General features: G+C 73.1%; 17 protein-coding genes. 10 read left to right on the forward strand and 7 right to left on the reverse strand.

From position 1 onward, the window contains the following. Nucleotides 1-170 precede the first annotated feature (170 nt). Both ACZ6NC_RS12000 and ACZ6NC_RS12005 read left to right on the forward strand, forming a co-directional pair. Nucleotides 171-2,420 carry a sensor histidine kinase gene (locus ACZ6NC_RS12000; protein WP_465731569.1) on the forward strand — a complete coding sequence of 750 codons (2,250 nt, stop codon included), beginning with the start codon at nucleotides 171-173 and terminating at the stop codon, nucleotides 2,418-2,420. A gap of 343 nt (nucleotides 2,421-2,763) precedes the next feature. Then, a complete protein-coding gene (locus ACZ6NC_RS12005; protein WP_465731744.1) occupies nucleotides 2,764-4,050 on the forward strand; it encodes a M28 family metallopeptidase in 1,287 nt (428 codons plus the stop codon). Between the two features lie 171 nt (nucleotides 4,051-4,221). On the opposite strand, the gene ACZ6NC_RS12010 is transcribed toward ACZ6NC_RS12005, so the two are convergent. Next, a complete protein-coding gene (locus tag ACZ6NC_RS12010; protein WP_465731571.1) occupies nucleotides 4,222-5,922 on the reverse strand; it encodes an acyl-CoA dehydrogenase family protein in 1,701 nt (566 codons plus the stop codon). A gap of 89 nt (nucleotides 5,923-6,011) precedes the next feature. Continuing rightward, nucleotides 6,012-6,620, reverse strand: coding sequence for a PadR family transcriptional regulator (locus tag ACZ6NC_RS12015; RefSeq protein WP_465731573.1), 609 nt, complete (start codon nucleotides 6,618-6,620; stop codon nucleotides 6,012-6,014). Nucleotides 6,621-6,814: 194 nt separating this feature from the next. Between ACZ6NC_RS12015 and ACZ6NC_RS12020 the strand changes: the two genes are divergently transcribed. Further along, a complete protein-coding gene (locus ACZ6NC_RS12020; protein ID WP_465731575.1) occupies nucleotides 6,815-7,285 on the forward strand; it encodes an SPW repeat protein in 471 nt (156 codons plus the stop codon). Nucleotides 7,286-7,415: 130 nt separating this feature from the next. Here ACZ6NC_RS12020 and ACZ6NC_RS12025 read toward each other — a convergent pair whose 3' ends face one another. Continuing rightward, nucleotides 7,416-8,810, reverse strand: a complete 1,395-nt coding sequence (locus ACZ6NC_RS12025; RefSeq protein ID WP_465731577.1) for a class II fumarate hydratase — start codon at nucleotides 8,808-8,810, stop codon at nucleotides 7,416-7,418. A gap of 418 nt (nucleotides 8,811-9,228) precedes the next feature. On the opposite strand from ACZ6NC_RS12025, the gene ACZ6NC_RS12030 reads away from it, so the two are divergent. Continuing rightward, complete coding sequence (locus tag ACZ6NC_RS12030; protein ID WP_465731579.1) at nucleotides 9,229-11,187, forward strand: cholesterol oxidase substrate-binding domain-containing protein; 1,959 nt, start codon at nucleotides 9,229-9,231, stop codon at nucleotides 11,185-11,187. Nucleotides 11,188-11,211: 24 nt separating this feature from the next. Here ACZ6NC_RS12030 and ACZ6NC_RS12035 read toward each other — a convergent pair whose 3' ends face one another. Next, the gene (locus ACZ6NC_RS12035; protein WP_465731581.1) at nucleotides 11,212-11,865 is read right to left on the reverse strand and encodes a helix-turn-helix domain-containing protein; all 654 of its coding nucleotides are present in this window, start codon (nucleotides 11,863-11,865) and stop codon (nucleotides 11,212-11,214) included. A 69-nt stretch (nucleotides 11,866-11,934) separates the two neighbouring features. Between ACZ6NC_RS12035 and ACZ6NC_RS12040 the strand changes: the two genes are divergently transcribed. Together ACZ6NC_RS12040 and ACZ6NC_RS12045 are read left to right on the forward strand one after the other, a co-directional pair. After that, nucleotides 11,935-12,666, forward strand: a complete 732-nt coding sequence (locus ACZ6NC_RS12040; RefSeq protein WP_465731583.1) for an AzlC family ABC transporter permease — start codon at nucleotides 11,935-11,937, stop codon at nucleotides 12,664-12,666. Further along, nucleotides 12,666-12,974 (forward strand): AzlD domain-containing protein, encoded by a 309-nt coding sequence (locus tag ACZ6NC_RS12045; RefSeq protein ID WP_465731585.1) that lies wholly within the window; start codon nucleotides 12,666-12,668, stop codon nucleotides 12,972-12,974. Before ACZ6NC_RS12040 ends, ACZ6NC_RS12045 begins: the two co-directional genes overlap by 1 nt. Before the next feature lie 141 nt (nucleotides 12,975-13,115). Here ACZ6NC_RS12045 and ACZ6NC_RS12050 read toward each other — a convergent pair whose 3' ends face one another. Beyond that, nucleotides 13,116-13,439 carry a hypothetical protein gene (locus ACZ6NC_RS12050; protein WP_465731587.1) on the reverse strand — a complete coding sequence of 108 codons (324 nt, stop codon included), beginning with the start codon at nucleotides 13,437-13,439 and terminating at the stop codon, nucleotides 13,116-13,118. A gap of 385 nt (nucleotides 13,440-13,824) precedes the next feature. On the opposite strand from ACZ6NC_RS12050, the gene ACZ6NC_RS12055 reads away from it, so the two are divergent. From ACZ6NC_RS12055 to ACZ6NC_RS12070, 4 genes are all read left to right on the forward strand, one after another. After that, nucleotides 13,825-15,015 carry an acyl-CoA dehydrogenase family protein gene (locus tag ACZ6NC_RS12055; RefSeq protein ID WP_465731589.1) on the forward strand — a complete coding sequence of 397 codons (1,191 nt, stop codon included), beginning with the start codon at nucleotides 13,825-13,827 and terminating at the stop codon, nucleotides 15,013-15,015. A gap of 388 nt (nucleotides 15,016-15,403) precedes the next feature. After that, nucleotides 15,404-16,282: an alkaline phosphatase family protein gene (locus ACZ6NC_RS12060; RefSeq protein ID WP_465731591.1), complete on the forward strand. Its 879-nt coding sequence runs from the start codon at nucleotides 15,404-15,406 to the stop codon at nucleotides 16,280-16,282. 327 nt (nucleotides 16,283-16,609) lie between these two features. Beyond that, nucleotides 16,610-17,083, forward strand: coding sequence for a hypothetical protein (locus ACZ6NC_RS12065; protein WP_465731593.1), 474 nt, complete (start codon nucleotides 16,610-16,612; stop codon nucleotides 17,081-17,083). A gap of 121 nt (nucleotides 17,084-17,204) precedes the next feature. After that, on the forward strand, nucleotides 17,205-18,500 hold the full coding sequence (locus ACZ6NC_RS12070) for a multidrug effflux MFS transporter (RefSeq protein ID WP_465731595.1): 1,296 nt from the start codon (nucleotides 17,205-17,207) through the stop codon (nucleotides 18,498-18,500). Nucleotides 18,501-18,577: 77 nt separating this feature from the next. On the opposite strand, the gene ACZ6NC_RS12075 is transcribed toward ACZ6NC_RS12070, so the two are convergent. Together ACZ6NC_RS12075 and ACZ6NC_RS12080 are read right to left on the reverse strand one after the other, a co-directional pair. Beyond that, a complete protein-coding gene (locus ACZ6NC_RS12075) occupies nucleotides 18,578-20,320 on the reverse strand; it encodes a glycosyl hydrolase family 18 protein (protein WP_465731597.1) in 1,743 nt (580 codons plus the stop codon). A 473-nt stretch (nucleotides 20,321-20,793) separates the two neighbouring features. Beyond that, nucleotides 20,794-21,008: hypothetical protein (locus ACZ6NC_RS12080; RefSeq protein WP_465731599.1), on the reverse strand; the 215-nt coding region annotated here is incomplete at its 5' end.

The raw sequence follows: 21,008 nt of genomic DNA on the forward strand, positions 1-21,008 counted from the left end.
CGGCGGGTAGTCCCCCGGAGGCGCCCGTACGGAGGCTCACACGGAGGCCCACATGAGCGAAACCGGCCGCGGCCACCACGAGCCGATTCACCGCCGCCCGGCCGAGGCAGGCCGGCCTGACCTGGGCCTACTGGACCTGCGGGCTGACGCTGGTCAGCGGCCTCGGCTGGGTGGTGCTGGCCCTGACCCGCCAGGACGCCGCCTGGGCCGAGCCGTTCTTCCTCCACGACGGCGAGACGGTGCTGCTCGGGTTCGCCTTCGCGCTCTCCGGCCTGCTGATCCTCGCCCACCGCGCCGGACCCGACGAACCGGCACCCGCCGCACCCCCGCGCGCCGCCACCGCCGCCGCCGCGCCCACCCCCGAAGCCGCCCGCCGCGCCCCCGGGGAGCCCCGCCGCGCCGGTCGCAGCCTCGGCGTGACCATGCTCGCCGCTGGCCTCGGCGGCTGCTTCTCCCGGTTCTTCCTGCTCGCCGCCGCGTCGGCAGGCGCCGGCCCGGTGCCGGAGGCCGTCGGCGCGGCGATGCTGCTCGCCTCGGTCACCCTGTTCATCTTCCTGGCCCTCGCGCTGCCGCTCTGGCTGCCCGAGGGCCGGCTGCCCGGCGGCTGGGGGCGCCTCTTCGTCGCCGCGATCGCGGTGTGGAGCGCCTGCCACGCCTGCGTGGTGCGGCTCGGCGTTCCACTGCCGTACTTCGGGGACGTCCTGGTGCCCCAGGGGGAGGGCCTGCCACTGGACGAGTGGCGGGTCACCCTCGTCTCCTGGGCGGTCGTCACGGGCAGCCTGACGGTGGCCGCGGTGCGGTGGCGGCGCTCGGCCCGCCCGCACCGGACGGTCGCTCCGGTGCTCGTCCCGTACCTGATCTGGCTGATCACCACCAACCTCGCGCTCCGGATGGGAAATTCGGAGAGCTTCGGCGCGGTCGCCTACTTCACCGGCTCCGCGCTCTGGATGCTCGGCGCCGTCGGCTACGCCTTCACCCGCGACCGCTCCCGCTACCTCGACCGCGCCACCCGCCGGATGCTCAGCGTGCTCGCCCTCACCGCAGTGCTGATCGCGGGCTACCTCGGCCTCGCGCTGCTGCTGCGGCGCGCGCTGCCCCAGGCCAGCACCGCCGGCGCCCAACTTCTCGCGGCCGGCGCGCTCGCCATCGGCGGACTGCTCGGCCCGACCACCCGCTGGGTGCTCCGTGCCGTCGACCGGTTCTACTACGGCGACCGGGCCCGCCCCTACCAGGTGGTGCGCGAGCTCGCCGAACGGCTCAGCCGCGCCGTCAGCCCGGCCGCCGCGCCGCCGCTGCTCTGCGACACCGTGGTCAACGCCCTCGGCCTGCCCGGTGCCCGGGTCGTCCTGCACACCCGCAACGGCCCGCACGAAGTCGCCTCGGTCGGCACCGTCGGATTCGACAGTCAGGTGTTCCCGCTCAGTTACGAGGGCACCGTGATCGGCGACCTCTACGCGCCGCCGAGCGCCGGCCAGCCCGTACTGGACGCCCAGGACCACGAGGTGCTGCGCTTCCTCGCCGACCAGGCCGCCCCCGCCATCGCCTCGCTGCGCATGTACGAGGAACTCCAGGCCGGGCGACGGCAGATCGTGCTGGCCCGGGAGGAGGAGCGCCGGCGGCTGCGGCACGACCTGCACGACGGGCTCGGCCCCACCCTCTCCGGGCTGCGGCTCGGCGTCGACACCGCGCGCGCCGCCGTCCCGGCGGACTCCCCGGCCGCCCGGTCGCTGCACGCCGTGTCGGCCGGGATCGGGCAGGCGATCGTCGAACTGCGCCGGATCACCGAGGGCCTGGCGCCCGCGGCGCTGGCCCGCGACGGGCTGGCGGGCGCGCTGCGCCGGCTGGTCGCCGGGCTGGACGGGGACCACGTCCGGCTCGCCCTGGTGCTCGACCCGGACCCGCCGCCCGCACTGCCGGCCGCCGTCGAGGTGGCGGTGCTGCGGATCAGCGGAGAGGCGCTGAACAACGTGCTGCGCCACTCGGGCGCCACCGAGGCCCGGTTGACGCTGCGGGTCCGCCCGGACGAGGTGGTGGTCGAGGCCCGCGACGACGGCCGCGGCTTCCCGGGGCCGGGCCCGGGCTCTGCCACGGCCACCGCCGTCGCTGTCGGCGCCGGCCGGACCGGGCCGGCGCTCGGTTCGGCGGGCGGTGCGCGGTCCGGTGCGCGGTCCGGTGCGAGGCCCGATGAAGCGCCCGATGCAGCGCCCGACGACGCGTCCGGGGTGAGGGCCGACCATCGGGCGGGTTCCGGTCTCGGCCTGCGCTCGATGGCCGAGCGGGCCGAGGAGTTGGGCGGTGGCTTCACCGCCGTCAACCACGATGGTGGTGCAGTCGTCCGGGCGGTGCTGCCGCGTACGCCGGCCGCGTCCGAGGCGGGTGCTCCGAGCGCGGACGCGGGCCGTGCGACGGAGTTCAGCTGACGGATGACGGTTGACGGATCTCACGGTCTGTCAGCTGTTGTCCGTCATTCGGCTGCCGTCAACTGTCCCGCCGTCACCCCGGCCCCCTTGACGGAACCGAGGGTTGCCTTAATCATCATGGTCGCGTCAACTTCGCGGGCGTACCCCTCACTCTGCTCTGCTCGACCTTGCTCTGCCCGCCGACCGGACCCCAACTCCGGCCGGCCCCTGACTCCACCCGTCGCCCGCGAGGTTCCGCACTTCCGTTCTGCCCCACCAGAAACCGGAGCCTCCCTTGACCGAGCGCGCCTCGCGGCGATCCCGCCTGCGCCGATCCGCCCTGTCGACCGGGGCGGTCGTCACACTGACCGCCGCCCTGTTCGCCCCCGCCGCCGTCGCGGCCCCCACGGCGGCCCTCTCCGCACCGGCCACCATCACGGCAACTGCCGCCGCCCCCGACATCCCGGTCGCCAACGTCAAGGCGCACCTGGCCCAACTCCAGTCGATAGCCACCGCCAACGGCGGCAACCGCGCCCACGGGCGGGCCGGCTACAAGGCCTCGATCGACTACGTGAAGGGCAAGTTGGACGCGGCGGGCTTCACCACCACGCTGCAGACCTTCAGTTACAACGGCTCGACCGGCTACAACCTGGTCGCCGACTGGCCGGGCGGGGACACCTCGCACGTCGTGATGGCCGGCGCCCACCTGGACTCCGTCACCGGAGGCCCGGGCATCAACGACAACGGCTCCGGCTCGGCCGGCATCCTGGAGACCGCGCTGGCCGTCTCCCGGGCCGGGCTCAAGCCCGCCAAGCACCTGCGCTTCGGCTGGTGGGGCGCCGAGGAGTACGGCATGGTCGGCTCCAAGAACTACGTCAACAGCCTTCCCTCCGCCGAGCGTTCGAAGATCGACACCTACCTGAACTTCGACATGATCGGCTCGCCCAACCCGGGCTACTTCACCTACCGGTACGACACCGCGCTGGACGCGCTGTTCCGCGACTACTTCGCGGGCCTCGGCATCAGCACCGAACAGGACTTCGAGGGCGACGGCCGCTCCGACCACGCCCCGTTCCAGGACGCGGGCATCCGGGTCGGCGGCCTCTTCAGCGGCGCCGACTACACCAAGACCAGTGCCCAGGCGGCCAAGTGGGGCGGGACGGCGGGCCAGCCGTTCGACCGCTGCTACCACTCCTCCTGCGACACCAGCGCCAACATCGACGACACCGCGCTGGACCGGATGAGCGACGCCATCGCATACGCGGTCTGGACGCTCGCGGCCGGCGACACCACGCCGCCCACCGGCACCGTCTTCGAGAACACCGCCGACGTGCAGATCCCCGACTACGGCTCCGCGGTGACCTCCGACCTCGCGGTGACCGGGCGGACCGGCAACGCGCCCGCCGCCCTCCAGGTCGGCGTCGACATCAAGCACACCTGGCGCGGCGACCTGGTGGTCGACCTGGTCGCGCCGAACGGCACCACCTTCCGGCTGAAGAACTCCAGCGGCAACGACTCCGCGCCCAACGTCCAGACCACCTACACGGTCAACGCCTCCGCGGTGCCCGCCAACGGCACCTGGAAGCTGAAGGTCCAGGACGTGGCTCGGCAGGACTCCGGCTACATCGACAGCTGGAAGCTCACCTTCTGAGGCCGGTCGCCGCAGGAAGGGAAAGCGGCTGCGCGAGGTGAAAGGGGGTGCCGGCCGCCGCCGGCACCCCCCGCTCGCTGGGCCGCTGGGCCGCCCCGGCCGTGGCAGCCACGACGGCCGCCACGACACCACGGCCACACCTACGGCCACACTGCTACGGCCCTGTGGCCGCTACGGCCGCATCTCGTAGGCGCCGGAGAGCGCCTCGACCCGGGCCCACACCTTCGCCGCCCGCTCGCCGTCCGCGACCGGGCGGCGGACGTGCGCCAGCGCCCAGACGGCCTGCGCCTCGGTCGCGGACGCCTTGCCGTGCAGCTCGGTGGCGTGCGCGGAGAAGTCCCGCACCAGGGCGTCGAAGATCTGGTCCAGGACGTCCGCCTCCAGCCCGGTCAACTCGGCCTGCTCCAGCACCAGCTGGCCGTAGACGATCAGCGCGAACAGCTGGCCGATCTCCAGCAGGAAGTCCAGGTCCGCCTGCTGCTCCGCGCTCGGCGCGTGCTTGACCAGGAACTCGCAGAAGCCGTCGGCCTGTTCGCGGAAACGGGCGACGTTCGGGACGTGCGCGTGCGTGTCGTACGCGGTGCGCCAGTCGTGGAAGCGGATCGCGCCGAGGCCGCGGGCCGGACCCTGCCGGAACAGGAACTCGTCGTCGGCCGCGTCCAGCCGGCTCGGCACCGGCGCGTACTCGGCCGGGTTGAACAGGTAGTTGGCCATGAACTTGAGGATCAGCGCCAGGTTGACGTGGACGGTGCCCTCCAGCTTCGGCAGGCCGCGGATGTCCTTCGCCGCCTTGTCGAAGTAGGTGTCCGCCTCGAAGCCCTTGGCCGCGATGACGTCCCACATCAGGTCGATGACCTTCTCGCCCTCGGTGGTGACCTTCATCTTGGTCATCGGGTTGAAGAGCAGGTAGCGACGGTCCTCGGGCGAAGCGGTGCGGAAGTAGTCCACCGCGCGGTCGGAGAACAGCTTCATCGCCACCAGGCGGGCGTAGGCGTCGGTCAACTCCCGCCGCACGTGCGGGAAGTCGGTGACCTTCTTGCCGTAGAGCACCCGGTTGTGGGCGTGCGTGACGGCCTCGTACATCGCGTGCTCGCAGATGCCGACGGAGGCCGTGCAGAGGTTGAACTTGCCGACGTTGACGGTGTTCAGCGCGGCGTCGAAGGCGGCCTTGCCGGTGTGCAGCACGTCCTCGGCGCGCACCGGGTAGTCCTCCAGCCGGAACTCGCTGACGTACATCTGGGCGTTCACGACGTTCTTGACCAGGTGGTACGCCTCGTGGCGGCTGTCGGCGGCGAAGAAGACGTAGCCCTCCGGGCCCTCGACGTCCGAGCGGCGGCCGAACACCGAGACCAGGCCGGCGACGTTGCCGTTGCCGATGTAGTACTTGGGGCCGGTGGCGGTGAAGCCGCCCTCGCCGTCCGGGGTGAGGATCATGTCCGTCGAGTAGATGTCGGCGCCGTGGCTGCGCTCGGAGAGCCCGAACGCCATCACGTGACCCTCCGCCAGCAGCTGGGCGGCGCGGGCGCGGACGGCCTCGTTCTCGCTCTGCCAGACCGGGCCGAGGCCGAGGATGGTGACCTGCCAGGTGTACCAGTAGCCGAGGCCGTAGAAGCCGAGGATCTCGTTCAGCTCGGCGATCCGGGCGGTGTCCCAGCGCTTGGCCGGGTCGGCCGAGGACGGGGTCAGGAACTCCGCGAACAGGCCTTCCTTCGCGGCGAATTCGAGGAAGTCGGCGTACCACGTGCGGTCGATGTAGGTGTCGATCAGCGCCTTCTTGCCGCGGGACTCGAACCAGTCCACGGTCGCGCGCAGCAGTCGGCGGGTCGGCTCGTCGAACTGCGCGGGGTCGTACGTACGCGGGTTGAAGAGCATCACGGGCTCCCGGGGGTCGAGGGATTCGAGGGGTGTGAGGGTGGTGCAGGGGTGCAGGGGTGCCCTGGGGCACGAGGGCGGCCCGGGGCCTACGGCCGGTGGCCGCCGGAGTCGCCGGAGCCGCCAGGACCGGCGTGGTCGGCGTGCCCGACGTGGTCGGCGGCGAGGCGGTGCAGGGTGGCGAGCACGTCGTCCAGCCAGGCGAGGGTCATCCGCTCGTACTCGATGCCGCCGCGCAGCACCACGTGCTGGAGCTGCTGCTGGGGGTCGAGTGCGGCGGGGGACGGGAAGTCGCGCTGCTCGCCGTGCAGATAGCGGGCGAGCAGGGCGGCGTGGCCCTCGCGATGGCGTTCCACCTCGGCGATCAGCGCGGCCGGGTCGTCGAAGGCCGCGGCGCGGATCTTGACCGCCAGCTCGTGCCGGACGGTCTCCGGTTCGACCGGCTCGCGCAGCCAGCCGGCCAGGGCCGTGCGGCCCGGTCGGGCGGCCGAGTACACCTTCTTGTCCGGCCGGCCGTCCTGGGCGACCTCCTCGGCCGAGATCCAGCCGTCCGCCTCCATCCGCCGCAGCACCCGGTAGATCTGCTGATGCGTGGCGGTCCAGAAGCGGCCGATGGAGCGGTCGAACCGCCGGGCCAGCTCGTAGCCCGAGCCGGGCTGCTCCAGCAGCGAGACGAGGATCGCGTGCTCCAGTGCCATGACCGGCATCCTGCTATGCAACGAGTTGCATACACAAGGGTGCCCCGCCCGGGTGAGACGCAGCTCACCGCTTCGTCGGCACGGCGGAAGCGGGCAGGGTAGCTTCCAGGGCAAAAAGGTGCAAAACGGTAGATCGGCGCCAGAATGGTACTGGGCTAGCGCCCTCCATGTTCCAGACCTAGGAGGTGGTATCGGTGTCTACCCAGATTCCGATGGGCATGGAGCACCATCCGGACATCGTCGAACTTCGGGAGCACTACGAGCGGCTCACGCTGACCCCGCAGGCCCAGGGCGTCGAGGCCCTGGCCGTTCTCGCCGGTCTTTTCCTGGCGGCCTCGCCATGGATCGTCGGCTTCACCGCCTTCAGCACGCTGACCGTCACCTGTCTGATCGTCGGCCTGGCGTACTGCCTGCTGATGGCCGGATACGGCTCGGCATACGAGCGCACCCACGCACGGGCATGGGCTGCGACCCTGCTCGGCGCGTGGACGATCATCTCTCCCTGGGTGGTATCCGGTGAGGTGGACCGTGGCAAGAACATCGTCACCTGCATGATCGCGGGCGGCGTGATGTTCCTGCTGGGGCTCGCCGCGATCTCGATGGCCACCATGACGTCGAACGGAGCGTCGATGAGGCGCGGCCGGGCAGGCCGGGCCAGGAGCTGACCTCACGGGCAGCCCGAACCGGGGCGCGGAACGGCGAGGCCGCCGTCCGCGCCCCGGCGCGTGTGCCACCGGCGGGACCGCGGGGCCGCGACCCCATGGCCCCGCGCCCCTGCGCTCCCAGGGCGTCGGACTACGGCCGGGTCATCCGCAGTACGTCCAGCGCCTCGTCCAGCTGCTCCCGGGTGAGCAGCCCCTGCTCCAGGTAGCCCCGCTCCAGCACCACCTGACGGATCGTCTTCCGCTCGGCCAGCGCCTGCTTGGCGACCTTGGCGGCCTCCTCGTAGCCGATGTACCGGTTGAGCGGGGTGACCACCGACGGCGAGGACTCCGCGTACTCGCGGGCCCGTTCGGCGTTGGCGGTGATGCCGTCCACCGTCCGGTCGGCCAGCAGCCGGGCGCTGTTGGCGAGCAGCCGGACCGACTCCAGCACATTGCGCGCGATCACCGGGAGCATCACGTTCAGCTCGAAGTTGCCGCTCGCGCCGGCCATCGTGACGGTCGCGTCATTGCCGATCACCTGCGCCGAGACCATCAGCACCACCTCGGGCAGGACCGGGTTCACCTTGCCGGGCATGATCGACGAACCCGGCTGGAGGTCGGGCAGGTTGATCTCGCCGAGGCCGGTGCGCGGGCCCGAGCCCATCCAGCGCAGATCGTTGGCGATCTTGGTGAAGCCGACCGCGACGGTGCGCAGCTGGCCGCTCAGCTCGACCAGGCCGTCCCGCGCGCCCTGCGCCTCGAAGTGGTCGCGGGCCTCCGTCAGCGGCAGGTCGGTCGCCCGCGCCACCTCCTCGATCACGGCCGCGGCGAACCCGGGCGGGGTGTTGATGCCGGTGCCCACCGCCGTGCCGCCGAGCGGCAGTTCGGCGACCCGGGGGAGCGTCGCCAGCAGCCGCTCCCGCCCGTGCCGGACCTGCGCCGCGTACCCGGCGAACTCCTGGCCCAGCGTGACCGGGGTGGCGTCCATCAGGTGCGTCCGGCCGGACTTCACCACCTGAGCGAACTCCGCCGCCTTGCGCTCCAGCGCCTCCGCGAGGTGCTCCAGCGCGGGGATCAGGTCGTGGGTGACGGCGGCGGTGGCCGCGATGTGGATCGAGGACGGAAACACGTCGTTGGAGGACTGGCTCGCGTTGACGTGGTCGTTCGGGTGGACGGGCCGGCCCAGCCGCTCCGAGGCCAGCGTCGCGATCACCTCGTTGGTGTTCATGTTGGACGAGGTACCGGAGCCGGTCTGGAACACGTCCACCGGGAACTCGGCGTCCCAGCGGCCCTCCGCGACCTCCTCGGCGGCGGCCGCGATCGCCTCCGCCCGCTCCTCGTCCAGCACCCCGAGCCGGGCGTTCACCCGGGCGGCGGCCGCCTTGATCCGGGCCAGCGCCGCGATGTGGGCGCGCTCCAGCCGCTGGCCGGACACCGGGAAGTTCTCCACCGCCCGTTGCGTCTGCGCCTGCCACTTCGCCGCGGCCGGCACCCGGACCTCGCCCATCGAGTCGTGCTCGGTCCGGTACTCCTGCTCGTCGCCCATCGCGCGCTGCACCTCCTGGCCGGCCCCGGGGGGCGGCCTTGGTCTCGGTCGTGCTGTCGGTACCGGTATCGGTACCGGATTCGGTCTCCGATCACGACAGCCGCGCGCAGGCCCCGGGTATTTCCGCCCTCCGGACGCCGAGCGCGGCCGGCTGCTCGGCGTGCTCGGGGAACGCGGCGTCCGGCACAGATCGCCAGGCCCAGCCGCCGGCCGTCCAGTTCCAGCAGGGGCCCGCTGGGGAACCGGGCAAGCTTCATTCGAAAGGGTGAAGATCGCACCCTTGCGCCCCGTCGGGGACCGCCCGGCCCGTCCGGCTTTCGTACGCTCGTACGCGGATCGGGGGAAACGATCACGACGGCGATCGCGTGCGGCGTGCGGCGCACGACGCGCGGCAGCGGTCGCCACGCAGGGGGCGGGCATGACGGCACCAGGGCACACCGGCGACCGGCACGGCAACTCGCACGGCGACGAGAACGGCGAGCACGGGGACGAGCGTGGCAACGAGCCCAGTGGCAGCGAGCCCGGCAACGAGCGTGGCAGCAGCCGCCGCGGGCCTCGCCGGCGGACCACCGGCCTGAGCAGGCGTGAACTGCTCGGCGCCTCGGCCGCGCTCGGCGGGGCCGCCTGGCTGCTGCGCGGCACGATCGGCCCGGACCACGCACAGGCCGTCACCCCGGCGCCGCCCGGCCTGCCCGCCGGTACCGAGCTGTACCAGCGGGTCTACCAGAACTGGTCCGGCGAGGTCCGCACCGACCAGCTCTGGACCTGCGCCCCGCATACCCCCGAGGAGGTGCCGCCGCTCGCCGACTGGGCCCGCGCCAACGGCTGGCGGCTGCGCGCCCAGGGCCACCGGCACACCTGGGCCCCGCTCACCGTCGCCGACGGCACCCCCGAGGGCGCCCGCGTCCTGCTGCTGGACACCACCCGTCACCTCACCGCGATCACCGCCGACTCGCCGGACACCGTCCGGGTCCAGACCGGCGCCACCATGGAGGACCTGCTCGCCCACCTGGCCGGCCGCGGCCTCGGCGTCGCCAACTGCCCCGCGCCCGGCGAGCTGACCGTCGGCGGGGTGCTCGCCATCGGCGGCCACGGCACCGCCGCCCCGGCCGCCGGTGAGACCCGCCCGGACGGCCAGGGCTACGGCTCGCTGAGCAATCAGGTCACCCGGCTGACCGCAGTCGTCCACGACCCCGGCTCCGGCCGCTACACCCTGCGCACCTTCGACCGCGCCGAGGCCGACAGCGCCGCGTTCCTGGTCCACCTCGGCCGGGCCTTCGTCACCGAGGTCGTGCTCCGGGCCGGCGCCGACCGGCCACTGCGCTGCGTCAGCCGGCTGGACATCCCGGCGAGTGAACTCTTCGCCCGCCCGGGCGGCTCCGGCCTTCTCGGCCGCCGCCCGCGAACCTTCGCCGACTTCGTCGAGCGCGACGGCCGCGCCGAGGCGATCTGGTTCGCCTACACCGACCGTCCCTGGCTGAAGACCTGGAGCGTCGCCCCGGAGCGCCCGTTCGGCTCCCGCGCCGTCGACGAGCCGTACAACTACCCTTTCTCCGACAACATCCCGGAACCGGTTGCCCGCCTCGCCGGCCAACTCGTCAGCGGAGCCTGGGGATCTGCGCCGCTTTTCGGCCAACTCCAGTACCTGATCGCCAAGATGGGGCTCACCGGAGACCTCACCGACGTGCTGCTCTCCGGCGGACTGCTCCGCGACCTGCTCACCGGCGAGGTACTCACCCACCTGCTCGCCGGCGGCCTGCGCTCGGACCTCTGGGGCCCCTCCCGTACCCTGATGCAGTACGTCCGCCCCACCACCCTGCGGGTCACCGCCAACGGCTACGCCGTCCTCACCCGACGCGCCGACCTCCAGTGGGTGCTCGCCGAATTCGCCGACCACTACCGGAAGTTGCTCGCCGAGTACCAGGCTCGCGGCGAGTTCCCGGTGAACGGCGCGGTCGAGATCCGGGTCACCGGGCTGGACGGCCCCACCTCCTGCGGCGTGCCCGGCGCCCGGCCGCCGCTGCTCTCCGCGCTGCGCCCGCGCCCCGACCGCCCCGAGTGGGACACCGCCGTCTGGCTCGACGTCCTCGCCTTCCCCGGTACGCCCGGGCTGCACCGGTTCGCCCGCGACCTCGAACAGTTCCTGCTGCGCACCTTCGACGGCACCCGGGCCGGCCTGCGCGTCGAGTGGTCCAAGGGCTGGGCCTACACCGCGGACGCCGCCTGGGCCGACCCGGACGTGCTCGGCCGGGTCATCCCCGCCAGTCACCGCGACGGCGGCGGCCCCGGCTGGGACGAGGCGATCGCCGTACTGGACCGCCATGACCCGCACCGGGTGTTCGGAAACCCGTTCCTGGACGGGCTGTTGACGAACTGACAGACAGTCGGTCCGCCGTCCGGGTCAGACGTGCTCCATCACGATCACGGCCAGCGTGCCCGGCTCCAGCGCGCGGAAGACGTGCGGGGCGTCGCCCGGGTAGCTCACGTAGTCGCCCGGGCCCAGCTCCACCGGCGCCTCCGACGGGCCGGCCAGCGCGCGCCCCGCGCCGATCAGGACGTGCTCGACCGTGCCCGGCATGTGCGGGTCGGAGGCGCGGGTCTCGCCCGGCTGCGCCTCGATCCGGTAGATGTCGCGGCGGGCGTTCGGCGGGCAGGAGGCCAGCAGGGTGGCGGCGTAGTCGGCCCGCTCGGAGTGGGTGACCGGCCCCTCGCCGGCCCGGATCACCCGCACCACCGGCCGTGGCGGGTCGACCAGCCGGCTGAACGGCACGTCCAGCGCGACGCCGAGCGCCCAGAGCGTCTCCACGCTGGGGTTGCCGGCGCCGGACTCCAGCTGGGAGAGCGTGGACTTGGCGATCCCGGCCCGCCGGGCCAGCTCGGCCATCGACAGCCCGACGCGCTCGCGCTCGCGCCGGATCGAGGCGGAGATCAGGCCGATCAGCTCCGAGCCGGACGTGGTCGGCCCGCCGTTGTCGCTCCGGCCGGTGCCCGTCGCACCGGTGCCGCTTGCACCGCTGCCGCCGCCATTGCCACGTCCGCCGCTGTCCACACTCATCCGCGTTCGCTCCACAGGTCCATGCGTTCGCCTTGACGAACGACAGCCGTCGGGTTCACTCTACTGGACATGCGTTCGCTTCTCCGAACACTCGACCGTTCCACGCTGCGCGACATCGCCCTGGTCTGCGTCGCCGACGCCCTGGTCGGTGCCTCCTTCGGTGCCATCAGTGTCTCCGGCGGCCTGCCGCTCTGGGTGCCGATCGCCATGTCCGTACTGGTCTTCGCCGGCGGCTCCCAGTTCGCGGCCGTCGGCGTGGTCCTCTCCGGCGGCGGCGCGCTCGCCGCCGTCGCCACCGGCCTGGTCCTCAACGCGCGTCTGCTGCCGTTCGGCTTCACCGTCGCCGACGTCCTCGACGGGCCCTGGTGGCGGCGGCTGCTCGGCGCGCAGATGCTGACCGACGAGTCGGTCGCCTTCGCCCTGCTCCAGCCCGACCGGCGCCGCCGCCGGGCCGCGTTCTGGCTCTGCGGGGTCGCCCTGTTCGTGATCTGGAACGCCGCTGTCGTACTCGGCGCCGCCGCCGGCGGCCTCATCGGCGACACCGACGCCCTCGGGCTCGACGCCGCCTTCCCCGCCGTCCTGCTCGCCCTCGTCCTGCCCTCGCTCACCGACCGCCGCACCCGCGCCGCCGCCCTGGCCGGCGCCGCTGCCGCGGTCGCCGCCACCCCGTTCCTGCCGGCCGGACTGCCCGTCCTGCTCGCCCTCCTCGGCCTGGTCTTCGCCGGCCGCGGCCCGGCCCGTCCGGCCGAGGAGCAGCCCGTCGGTCAGGCACCCACGCCGATCGCCGAAGAGGTCCACTGATGTCGCTGCTCGCCATCCTCCTGCTGGCCGCCGGCACCTACGCCTTCCGGATCGCCGGACCCACCCTCGGCCACCGCCTCACCCTCTCCGACCGGCTGCGCCACCTGCTCGCGGTGGCCGCCGCCGTGCTGCTGGTCGCCCTCGTCGCCACCGGTGCCCTCACCCAGGGCCACGGCTTCGCCGGCTGGGCCCGGCCCGCCGGTGTCCTGGCCGCCGGGCTGCTCGCACTGCGCCGCGCACCGTTCCCGGTCGTGGTGGTGGCGGGCGCCGCGACCACGGCGGTGCTCCGGCTCTGCGGGGTCGCCTGACGAGGCCCCGCGGCCGGGCAGTGAACCGCCCGCGTGGCGCACCGCTCCGACCTGGTGCACGGGCCCGACCTGACACACCGTCCTGCCTCGCTGTCGGGCGCGGCAGCCCCCGGCGTCAACTGCCCGGACGGAGGCCGAGGTTCAGCCGGTGGTCGTGTCGTCGGCCAGGCGCTCCTGCTGGATCTCGGGCCGTGTGCTGTCCCAGAGCAGCTCCCAGACCCTGAACACGCAGTGGTAGTCCCGCATGCTGCCCTTGGAGATCAGCAGGTAGGTGTCGCCGTCCCGGAGCAGCGTGCGCCGGCGGCTGTTGAACGGGTGCTGCGGCGTGTACGTCGGCACGAGCCGCTTCAGCTCGGCGAGCGCCTCCTCGCGGGTGCCGACGATCTCGGCGAGCACGTTGGTGCCCCAGATCCGGTCGTTGCCGACGCCCTCGGTCTCCTGGACGACCAGTGCCCAGCGCGTCATGGTCCACCCTCACTTCAGCTGCGAAGCCTGCGAAAGCGGTCATCCTATCGAGGCAGGGGAGGGCGTTCCGGCGGAGAGTGCCGCCGGCGTGAGCGCCTCGAAGAAGACGGTGGTCGGGTCCGGGGCGCCTGCCGGGTCGGTCGCGCGGTCGGGTGTCCACCGACAGCCCGGCCGGCGGTCCCGTCGCGTCCGCCGGGTCCTCCGCGGTCAGCCGCTCGACTGTGGACATCCTCACTCCCTCGCCTCCGGCCGCCCGGAGCCCGGCCTCGTGCGGAATACTCGCCGGTACCCGCCGCGGCCGGCATCCCCCCACCGGCCCCGGAGCGGGAGCGCGACCGGCCCGGACCGGTAGCCGCCGACACTACAAGGACGACAAGGAGCTTCAATGGCGAAGCCGACCCGGATCGACCCGGCCGACCTGCTCGCCGTCGGTGACCTGCTCACCGACGAGGAGCGGCTGATCCGCGACACCGTACGGAAGTTCACCGAGGAGCGGATCCGCCCGCACCTGGGAGACTGGTTCGAGCGCGGTGTCTTCCCGGCCCGCGAGCTCGCCCCCGAACTGGGCGCCCTCGGCGTGCTCGGCATGCACCTCGACGGCTACGGCTGCACCGGCTCCACCGCCGTCGCCTACGGGGTCGCCTGCATGGAGCTGGAGGCCGCCGACTCCGGGCTGCGCAGCTTCGTCTCCGTCCAGGGCTCGCTGGCGATGCGCTCGATCCACGCCTTCGGCTCCGAGGAGCAGAAGCAGCGCTGGCTGCCCGGCATGGCCGCCGGCGAACTCATCGGCTGCTTCGGCCTCACCGAGCCCGACTTCGGCTCCGACCCGGCCAACATGCGCACCCGCGCCCGCCGCAAGGGCGCCGGCGAGGGCGCCGACTGGGTGCTCTCCGGCTCCAAGATGTGGATCACCAACGGCAGTATCTCCGACGTCGCCGTCATCTGGGCACAGACCGAGGACGGCGTCCGCGGCTTCCTGGTCGAGCCCGGCACCCCCGGCTTCACCACCACCGACGTACACGGAAAGCTCTCGCTGCGCGCGTCGGTCACCAGCGAACTGGCCTTCGACGAGGTCGTGCTGCCCGCCGACGCCGTCCTGCCCGGCGTGACCGGCCTGCGCGGACCGCTCTCCTCCCTCAACGAGGCTCGTTACGGCATCCTTTGGGGCACCGTCGGCGCCGCCCGCGACTGCTACACCGCCGCGCTCGACTACGCGAAGAGCCGCGTCCAGTTCGACCGCCCGATCGCAGGCTTCCAGCTCACCCAGCAGAAGCTGGTCGAGATGATGCTGGAGGTGGAGAAGGCCTACCTGGTCGCGCTGCGGATCGGCCGGCTCAAGGACGAGGGCGCGGCCCGCGCGGCCCACATCAGCTTCGGCAAGCTCAACAACGTGCGTGCCGCGCTGGAGATCGCCCGCAGCGCCCGCACGGTGCTCGGGGCGAACGGCATCACCACCGAGTACCCGGTGCTGCGGCACGCCAACAACCTGGAGTCGGTGCTGACTTACGAGGGCACCAGCGAGATCCACACCCTCGTCCTCGGCGAGGCCATCACCGGCGAGTCGGCCTACCGCTGACCGCCGCTCCGCCCCCGTGATCCGGTGGCCGGGCCGACACCGGCCCGGCTACCGTCCCTCCCCCATGACCAGCCGGACCGGCGGTTCGTCCGCGCGGCCGACCGAGGGATGACGGCCGGTGCCTGACGCCTGAACTGACGTCTGACCTGACAGCGAGCAGATCAGCCGACATCTGCAGCGAACAGATGACCGATGAGAGATGGCAGATGGTGAAAGCTGTCATCCGTCATCTGTTCGGCCGCAGTCAGCCGACGCACCCCCCGCCGCCGCCCGGACATCCGCCGTTCCACCCGGCGACACCAACCGGTACCCCGGGCAGTGCAGCATGTCGCGGTCGGCGGCGCCTGCGAGGGTACGGCCGGGCGCGCACCACGAAAGGAACCCCCACATGTCCATACCTCCGCTGCCCCGACCCCGGGTCCTCGTCGTCGGGATCGACGGCGTCCGGTACGACCTGCTGGAGCAGGTCCCGATGCCGAGGCTCGCGGAGGTGGCCGAGGCCGGGTTCCTGGCCCCCGTCATGGTGGCGGAGTCCACGCCCACCATGTCCGGACCCTGCTGGGCCACCATCGTCACCGGCGTCGAGCCCGCCAAGCACGGCGTCTGGGGCAACCACCTGGGCGGCAACCGGCTCGACGTCTTCCCCGACTTCGCCACCCGCCTGGCCCGGCAGGACCGCCGCCGCACCTTCGTCGCCGCCGGCTGGGACCCGCTGATGATCAACGAGTCCGGCGGCCCGCTGTTCCGCGCCCCCGGCCGCCTCTCCTACATCGCCCCCGCCGAGGACACCCCCGAGGCGTGGGAGGCCGTGGACGAGGAGATCACCCGGGAGGCCGTGCACGTCCTCTCCACCGCCGACCCGGAGGCGTCCTTCGTCTACCTCGGCGCCGTCGACGAGACCGCCCACTTCCTCGGCTGCGGCGAGGAGTACCGGGCGTCCATGCGCGCCGCCGACCAGCGCCTCGGCCGGCTGCTCGACGCCGTGCGAGGCCGGGCCGACTACTCCGGCGAGGCGTGGACGGTCATCGTCGTCACCGACCACGGCCACGTCGACGCCGGCGGCCACGGCGGCCGCACCCCCGAGGAGCGCACCGCCTGGGTGGCCTGCGCCGGTCCCGGCATCCCCGCCGCCCCGCCGGCCGGGGAGATCCGCCACCCGGACGTCGCCGCCCAGGTGTACGCGGCCCTCGGACGGCCCATCGACCCGCACTGGACGCTGGACGGCCGCCCGTTCCCGGTGGGCAGGCCGGTCCCGGCAGGCGCCTGAAAGCGCCCGCACCGGGCCTGCCGGGCGGCTCGCTTGTCCCGGGGAACCCTGAGGCGGGGGCGCCGCGTGTCCCCCTGAAGGTGGAGACCGTACCCCTACGGTCGGAGGAACGGTCGCGACCTTCAGGTGACGCCCCGGCAGCCCACAACGGGCCAGGATGGAGTCACCCCGGCAGACCGGACGGCACGGCCGCACGGCGCGGGTCGGACGGCACGGCCGCACGGCACGGGGCAGCGGACAAGCGGTGGGCACAGAAGCGGCAGACAATGCGGACACCGGCAGCGGTGGTTCCGACGGGAGAGGGCAGGGCGGGGCATGAACGGCATCGTGAGCAAGGTCGCACTCGGGATCGCGGGCACGGGCATGGCCGTCGCGGTCGCGGCCGTCGCGGTCGGCCCGCGGGTCTCCGACTGGTACGACGGCCGCCACCAGGAGCAGGCCGCCTACGCCACGGGCAGCGACGCCAAGGTCGGCCGGCACGCGACGCCGGCCTGGCTGCCCGACAACGCGTCCTCCGTCCGGTACCTGATGTCCACCACCGGCGACGACCGCCTGCTGAGCGCCACCCTGCCGGAGGGCCGGCTGCCCGCAGGCTGCACCACCGTCGCTCCGGGCCGCAACGCCCACCCGGTGCCGGCCACCCTGAAGGCCGGCTGGTTCCCGCAGGGCGTCACCACGAAGGTCACCGGCACCTGCGGGCACTACAACGTCACCCTGACCGGCAACCAGCTGTACGCCTGGCAGGACGGCGCCGCCGTCCAGGCCGCCGTGCGCGCGGGGCAGCAGCAGACCAAGCACTGATCCGGCCGACGGGGACGGGCCGGGCGGCGGTGGGCCGCGCGGCCGACTCCGGGTATCGCGGGCCCGGTCCGCTGGGGTAGGACGGAGCGAGGACAACCCGCGCCCGCCCGTGAGGAGCCCCATGCCTGGTCCGACCGCCGGCCCCGCCGGCGAGACGTCGACCGCCCCCACCACCCCCGCCGGCTCCGGCCGTACCGGCAGCGCCCCCGGCCGCGCCACCGTCGCCGTCCTCGGCGGCCTGGTCGCCCTCGGCCCGCTCACCACCGACCTCTACCTGCCAGGCCTGCCCGCGATCGCCGAGGACCTCGGCGTCGAACCGGCCGCCGTCCAGCTCACCCTCACGGCCTCGATGTTCGGCGTCGCCGCCGGCCAGCTGATCTTCGGACCGCTCAGCGACCGCTTCGGCCGCCGCCCGCCGCTGCTCGCCGGACTCGTCGTCTACACCGTGGCCAGCGTCGTCTGCGTACTCGCCCCCACCCTGCCCGTCCTGGTCGCCGCCCGTTTCGTCCAGGGCGCCGCCGGTGCGGCGGGGCTGGTCATCGGCCGCGCCATCGCCCGGGACCGCTTCCAGGGCGTCGCCATGCTGCGCTTCCTCGCCTCGATCAGCCTGATATCCGGCCTGGCGCCGATCCTCGCCCCGCTCTTCGGCGCGCAACTGCTCCGCGTCACCTCCTGGCGAGGCACCTTCGGCGCCCTCACCGCGCTCGGCCTGCTACTCGCCCTGATCGCCTTCGCCGCCCTGCGCGAGACCCTGCCGCCCGCCGACCGCCACCGCGGCGGGCTCACCGGCACCCTGCGCACCATGGGCGGGCTGCTGGGCAATCTGCCGTTCCTCGGCCTCGTCCTGACCAGCACCTTCGCCTTCGGTTCGCTGTTCGGCTACATCAGCGGCTCCTCGGTGGTGCTCCAGCACGTCTACCACGTCTCGCCGCAGACCTACAGCCTGCTCTTCGGCCTCAACTCGCTGGCCATCGTCGGCGTCACCCAGCTCAACGGCCGCGTACTGGCCCGTCGTTTCACCGCCGGTGCCCTGATGCTCGTCGGGCTCTGCACGGCGGTCGCCGCCGGGGTGGCCCTGGTCCTGGTCACCGCCGTCCGGGACTTCGGGCTGCTCGGTGTCTGCCCGGCCCTGTTCGTGCTGATGGGCAGCCTCGGTGTGATCCTCCCCAACACCGCCGCCCAGGCCCTGAGCCTCGTCCCGCCGCAGTCCGCCGGCTCCGCCTCGGCCCTCATCGGCACCGGCAACTTCCTCTGCGGCGCCCTGGTCGCCCCGCTCAGCAGCCTGGGCGGCCGGCCGTCGGCGGTCCTGCTCGCCACCGTGGTCCTCGTCTGCGCGCTCCTCGCCGCCGCCTCCTACCTCGTGCTCTGCCGCCGCGAGCCGGCCCCGGCCGGTGCGACGACCGTGTCGGCGGGCTGAGCGGAACGGCCGGCAGCTGCTCGCGGCCACCCGCACGCACCACCACCCGCACCCCCGGCGGGGCCGTGGCGGCAGGCTCAGGCGATGCCGAAGTCGTCGCCGAAGACGTTGCCCTGGCCGTACCAGCCGTGCAGGTACACCGTGACGGTGCCGGCGGCGCCGGTGGTGAACGGGACGGTCAGCCTGGTCCAGCCCGCGGCGTTGGCCCAGGTGCTGGCCGTGGCGCCGCCGCTCACGCCGAGGTAGGCGTAGTTGCCCTGGACCCAGCCGCTCAGCGTGTACGAGGTGTTGGGCTTGAGCGTCACGGTCTGCGCGCACTGGCCGGTCTGGCCGGTGCCGGCGGCCGCCTGGAGGGCGTAGGAGCCGGAGTGCGCGGGGGCGGAGACCACCGCGCCGCCGCTCTGGCAGGTCCAGGGGGCGAGGCTGCCGGTTTCGAGGCCGCCGTTGACCAGGCCGCCGGGCGGGGTGACCCCGGTGACGGTCAGCGTGTAGGTGCCGGTGTGGCTGCCCGAGGGGGCGTTGCCGGTGACGGTCAGCGGGTAGCTGCCGGGCGTGGCGGCGGCCGTGGTGGTGATGTCGAGCGTGGCGGTGTTGCCGGCGGTGACGCTGCCGGGGGTGACGGTGGCCGTGACGCCGGCGGGGGCGCCGGTGACGGTGAGGTTGACGCTCTGCGTGGATCCGGCCGTCACGGCGGTGCCGATGGTCGCACTGGTGGAGGAACCGGCCGCCACAGTACCGGAGTTCGGGTTCACGGCCACCGAGAAGTCGTTGCCCACCGGGGTGTTGCCGGTGAACGGCGCGAAGATGTGCGTGAAGTCCCAGGTGCCCTGGCTGATCCCGGAGCAGTCGTCCCGGCCGCCGGTGCCCGGGCAGCCGCCGTTGTCGCGCTGGAGGGCCCAGAAGGAGAGCGTGTTGATGCCCTTGGAGACCGCCCAGTTGTACACCGTGGTGGCGTTGGCGACGGTGAAGGTCTCGGCCGCGCCGAAGTCGTCGATGCCGACCATCTCGGTGATGCCGATCGAACCCCACAGCTGGGCGGGGGTCTTGGCCGGGTAGAGCTTGGCCAGCTGGTTGTAGAGGCCGGTCGCCGCGCTCTGGGTGTCGGCGGCCATGTCGTGGGCGGCGTTGTCGTAGTAGTCGAAGGTCATCAGGTTGACGACGTCGATCCGGGCGTTGTTGCTGACCGCGTTCTTCAGCACCGCCAGGCCGCTGGAGGCCAGGCCGCCGGTGGTGGTCGGCAGCGTGTAGGAGAACTGGACCGAGCGGCCGTTGGCGGCGGCCCAGTCCTGCACCAGCTTGATCGCCTTGTTGCGGCGGTCGATGCCGGCGGTGTTGGTCAGCGAGTTGTCCTCGATGTCGAGGTCGATCCGGCTGATGCCGTAGGTGGTGATGACGTTCTCGAAGGCGGCCGCGATCTGGTTCACGTCCGTGCAGCTGTCGGCCAGTTCGGTGCCGGTGTTGTCGGCGGTGTAGCCGCCGAAGGACGGGATCACGTCGCCGCCGCCGGCCCGGATGGTGGCGATGTCGGCACCGAAGGAGGACGAGGCGACCGGCAGCCCGGTGTCGCCGTTCCAGTACGGGGTGCACGAGCCCTTGGCGGCGGTCTGCAGGAACGCCATCGTCAGGTGTTTGGCACCGGACTGGGCGGCCAGCGCGGCCGGGCTCTGGCCCGTCCAGGACTCGAAGTACGGGGCGAACACCCGGCTCGGCAGCGGGGTCGCGGCCTCGGCCGAGCCCGTCCCGGCGGCGACCAGCCCGGCCGACGCGACCAGCGTGGCACAGGCGGTCAGGGCGGCCTGGATCGTTCTGCGTAGACGCATGGATTCTCCAACAGACGTGGTGGGGCAGGACGTTGGTGAACTGCTGAACTGCGCTGCGGGAATGCTGGGTTGCTGACGTTCCGGGCTGCTGACGTGCGGCGTCGCCGACGCGGGGTGCAGCCGACGTGCGGACGTGCGGACGTGCCGACGTGCGGAGGTGGGGCCGTGCGGGAGCCACGGCGTTACGGGCATGCCGGTGTGCGGGCACGCGTACGCCGTACGGTCGGGGGTGGAGCGGAACAGGGCAGGGCAGTGCCTCAGCCGCCGGTGGTCACACCCCCACAGTGCATCCCGGTCGGATCGACATGCCTATGGTTGGACTAGACCAGTTCTCTGTCAAGAGTCCTGACGGTTCGTCAGCGCACGAGGAGCCGGGAGACCATCGACCGGCCGCGCGGGCGGGCGGATCGAGGTGGTCGGAGTCCGTGGAGCGGTCGCGACGGCGAGGAGGTGCCCGGAGGCGGGGCGGCTGCTCACGGCTCGCCCTCGGACGGGCAGCAGCGGTCCGCAGGTCGGGGCTCTCCGGCTTGCCTGCTGTCGACGGTGCACCCGCTCTTGCCGCCCCTGTAAGGGAGTTCGAACCCTGCGGCGGTGTGGTGTGCCGTGGCCGCGCGCAGGTCGTCGAGGATCTTCTCGGCCTTCTCGGCGCCGAAGCCCTGCGGGTGGTCCGGCGCGGTGAAGCGCTGGT

The organism is Kitasatospora sp. NPDC041988 (genome assembly GCF_055588525.1).

Excerpts from the sequence above, each read along its gene's own strand:
- ACZ6NC_RS12010 (WP_465731571.1), bottom strand. The coding sequence starts at position 5,922 with ATGCTCTTCAACCCGCGTACGTACGACCCCGCGCAGTTCGACGAGCCG.
- ACZ6NC_RS12015 (WP_465731573.1), bottom strand. The coding sequence starts at position 6,620 with ATGGCACTGGAGCACGCGATCCTCGTCTCGCTGCTGGAGCAGCCCGGC.
- ACZ6NC_RS12025 (WP_465731577.1), bottom strand. The coding sequence starts at position 8,810 with ATGGGCGACGAGCAGGAGTACCGGACCGAGCACGACTCGATGGGCGAG.
- ACZ6NC_RS12030 (WP_465731579.1), top strand. The coding sequence starts at position 9,229 with ATGACGGCACCAGGGCACACCGGCGACCGGCACGGCAACTCGCACGGC.
- ACZ6NC_RS12035 (WP_465731581.1), bottom strand. The coding sequence starts at position 11,865 with ATGAGTGTGGACAGCGGCGGACGTGGCAATGGCGGCGGCAGCGGTGCA.
- ACZ6NC_RS12040 (WP_465731583.1), top strand. The coding sequence starts at position 11,935 with ATGCGTTCGCTTCTCCGAACACTCGACCGTTCCACGCTGCGCGACATC.
- ACZ6NC_RS12045 (WP_465731585.1), top strand. The coding sequence starts at position 12,666 with ATGTCGCTGCTCGCCATCCTCCTGCTGGCCGCCGGCACCTACGCCTTC.
- ACZ6NC_RS12050 (WP_465731587.1), bottom strand. The coding sequence starts at position 13,439 with ATGACGCGCTGGGCACTGGTCGTCCAGGAGACCGAGGGCGTCGGCAAC.
- ACZ6NC_RS12055 (WP_465731589.1), top strand. The coding sequence starts at position 13,825 with ATGGCGAAGCCGACCCGGATCGACCCGGCCGACCTGCTCGCCGTCGGT.
- ACZ6NC_RS12060 (WP_465731591.1), top strand. The coding sequence starts at position 15,404 with ATGTCCATACCTCCGCTGCCCCGACCCCGGGTCCTCGTCGTCGGGATC.
- ACZ6NC_RS12070 (WP_465731595.1), top strand. The coding sequence starts at position 17,205 with ATGCCTGGTCCGACCGCCGGCCCCGCCGGCGAGACGTCGACCGCCCCC.
- ACZ6NC_RS12075 (WP_465731597.1), bottom strand. The coding sequence starts at position 20,320 with ATGCGTCTACGCAGAACGATCCAGGCCGCCCTGACCGCCTGTGCCACG.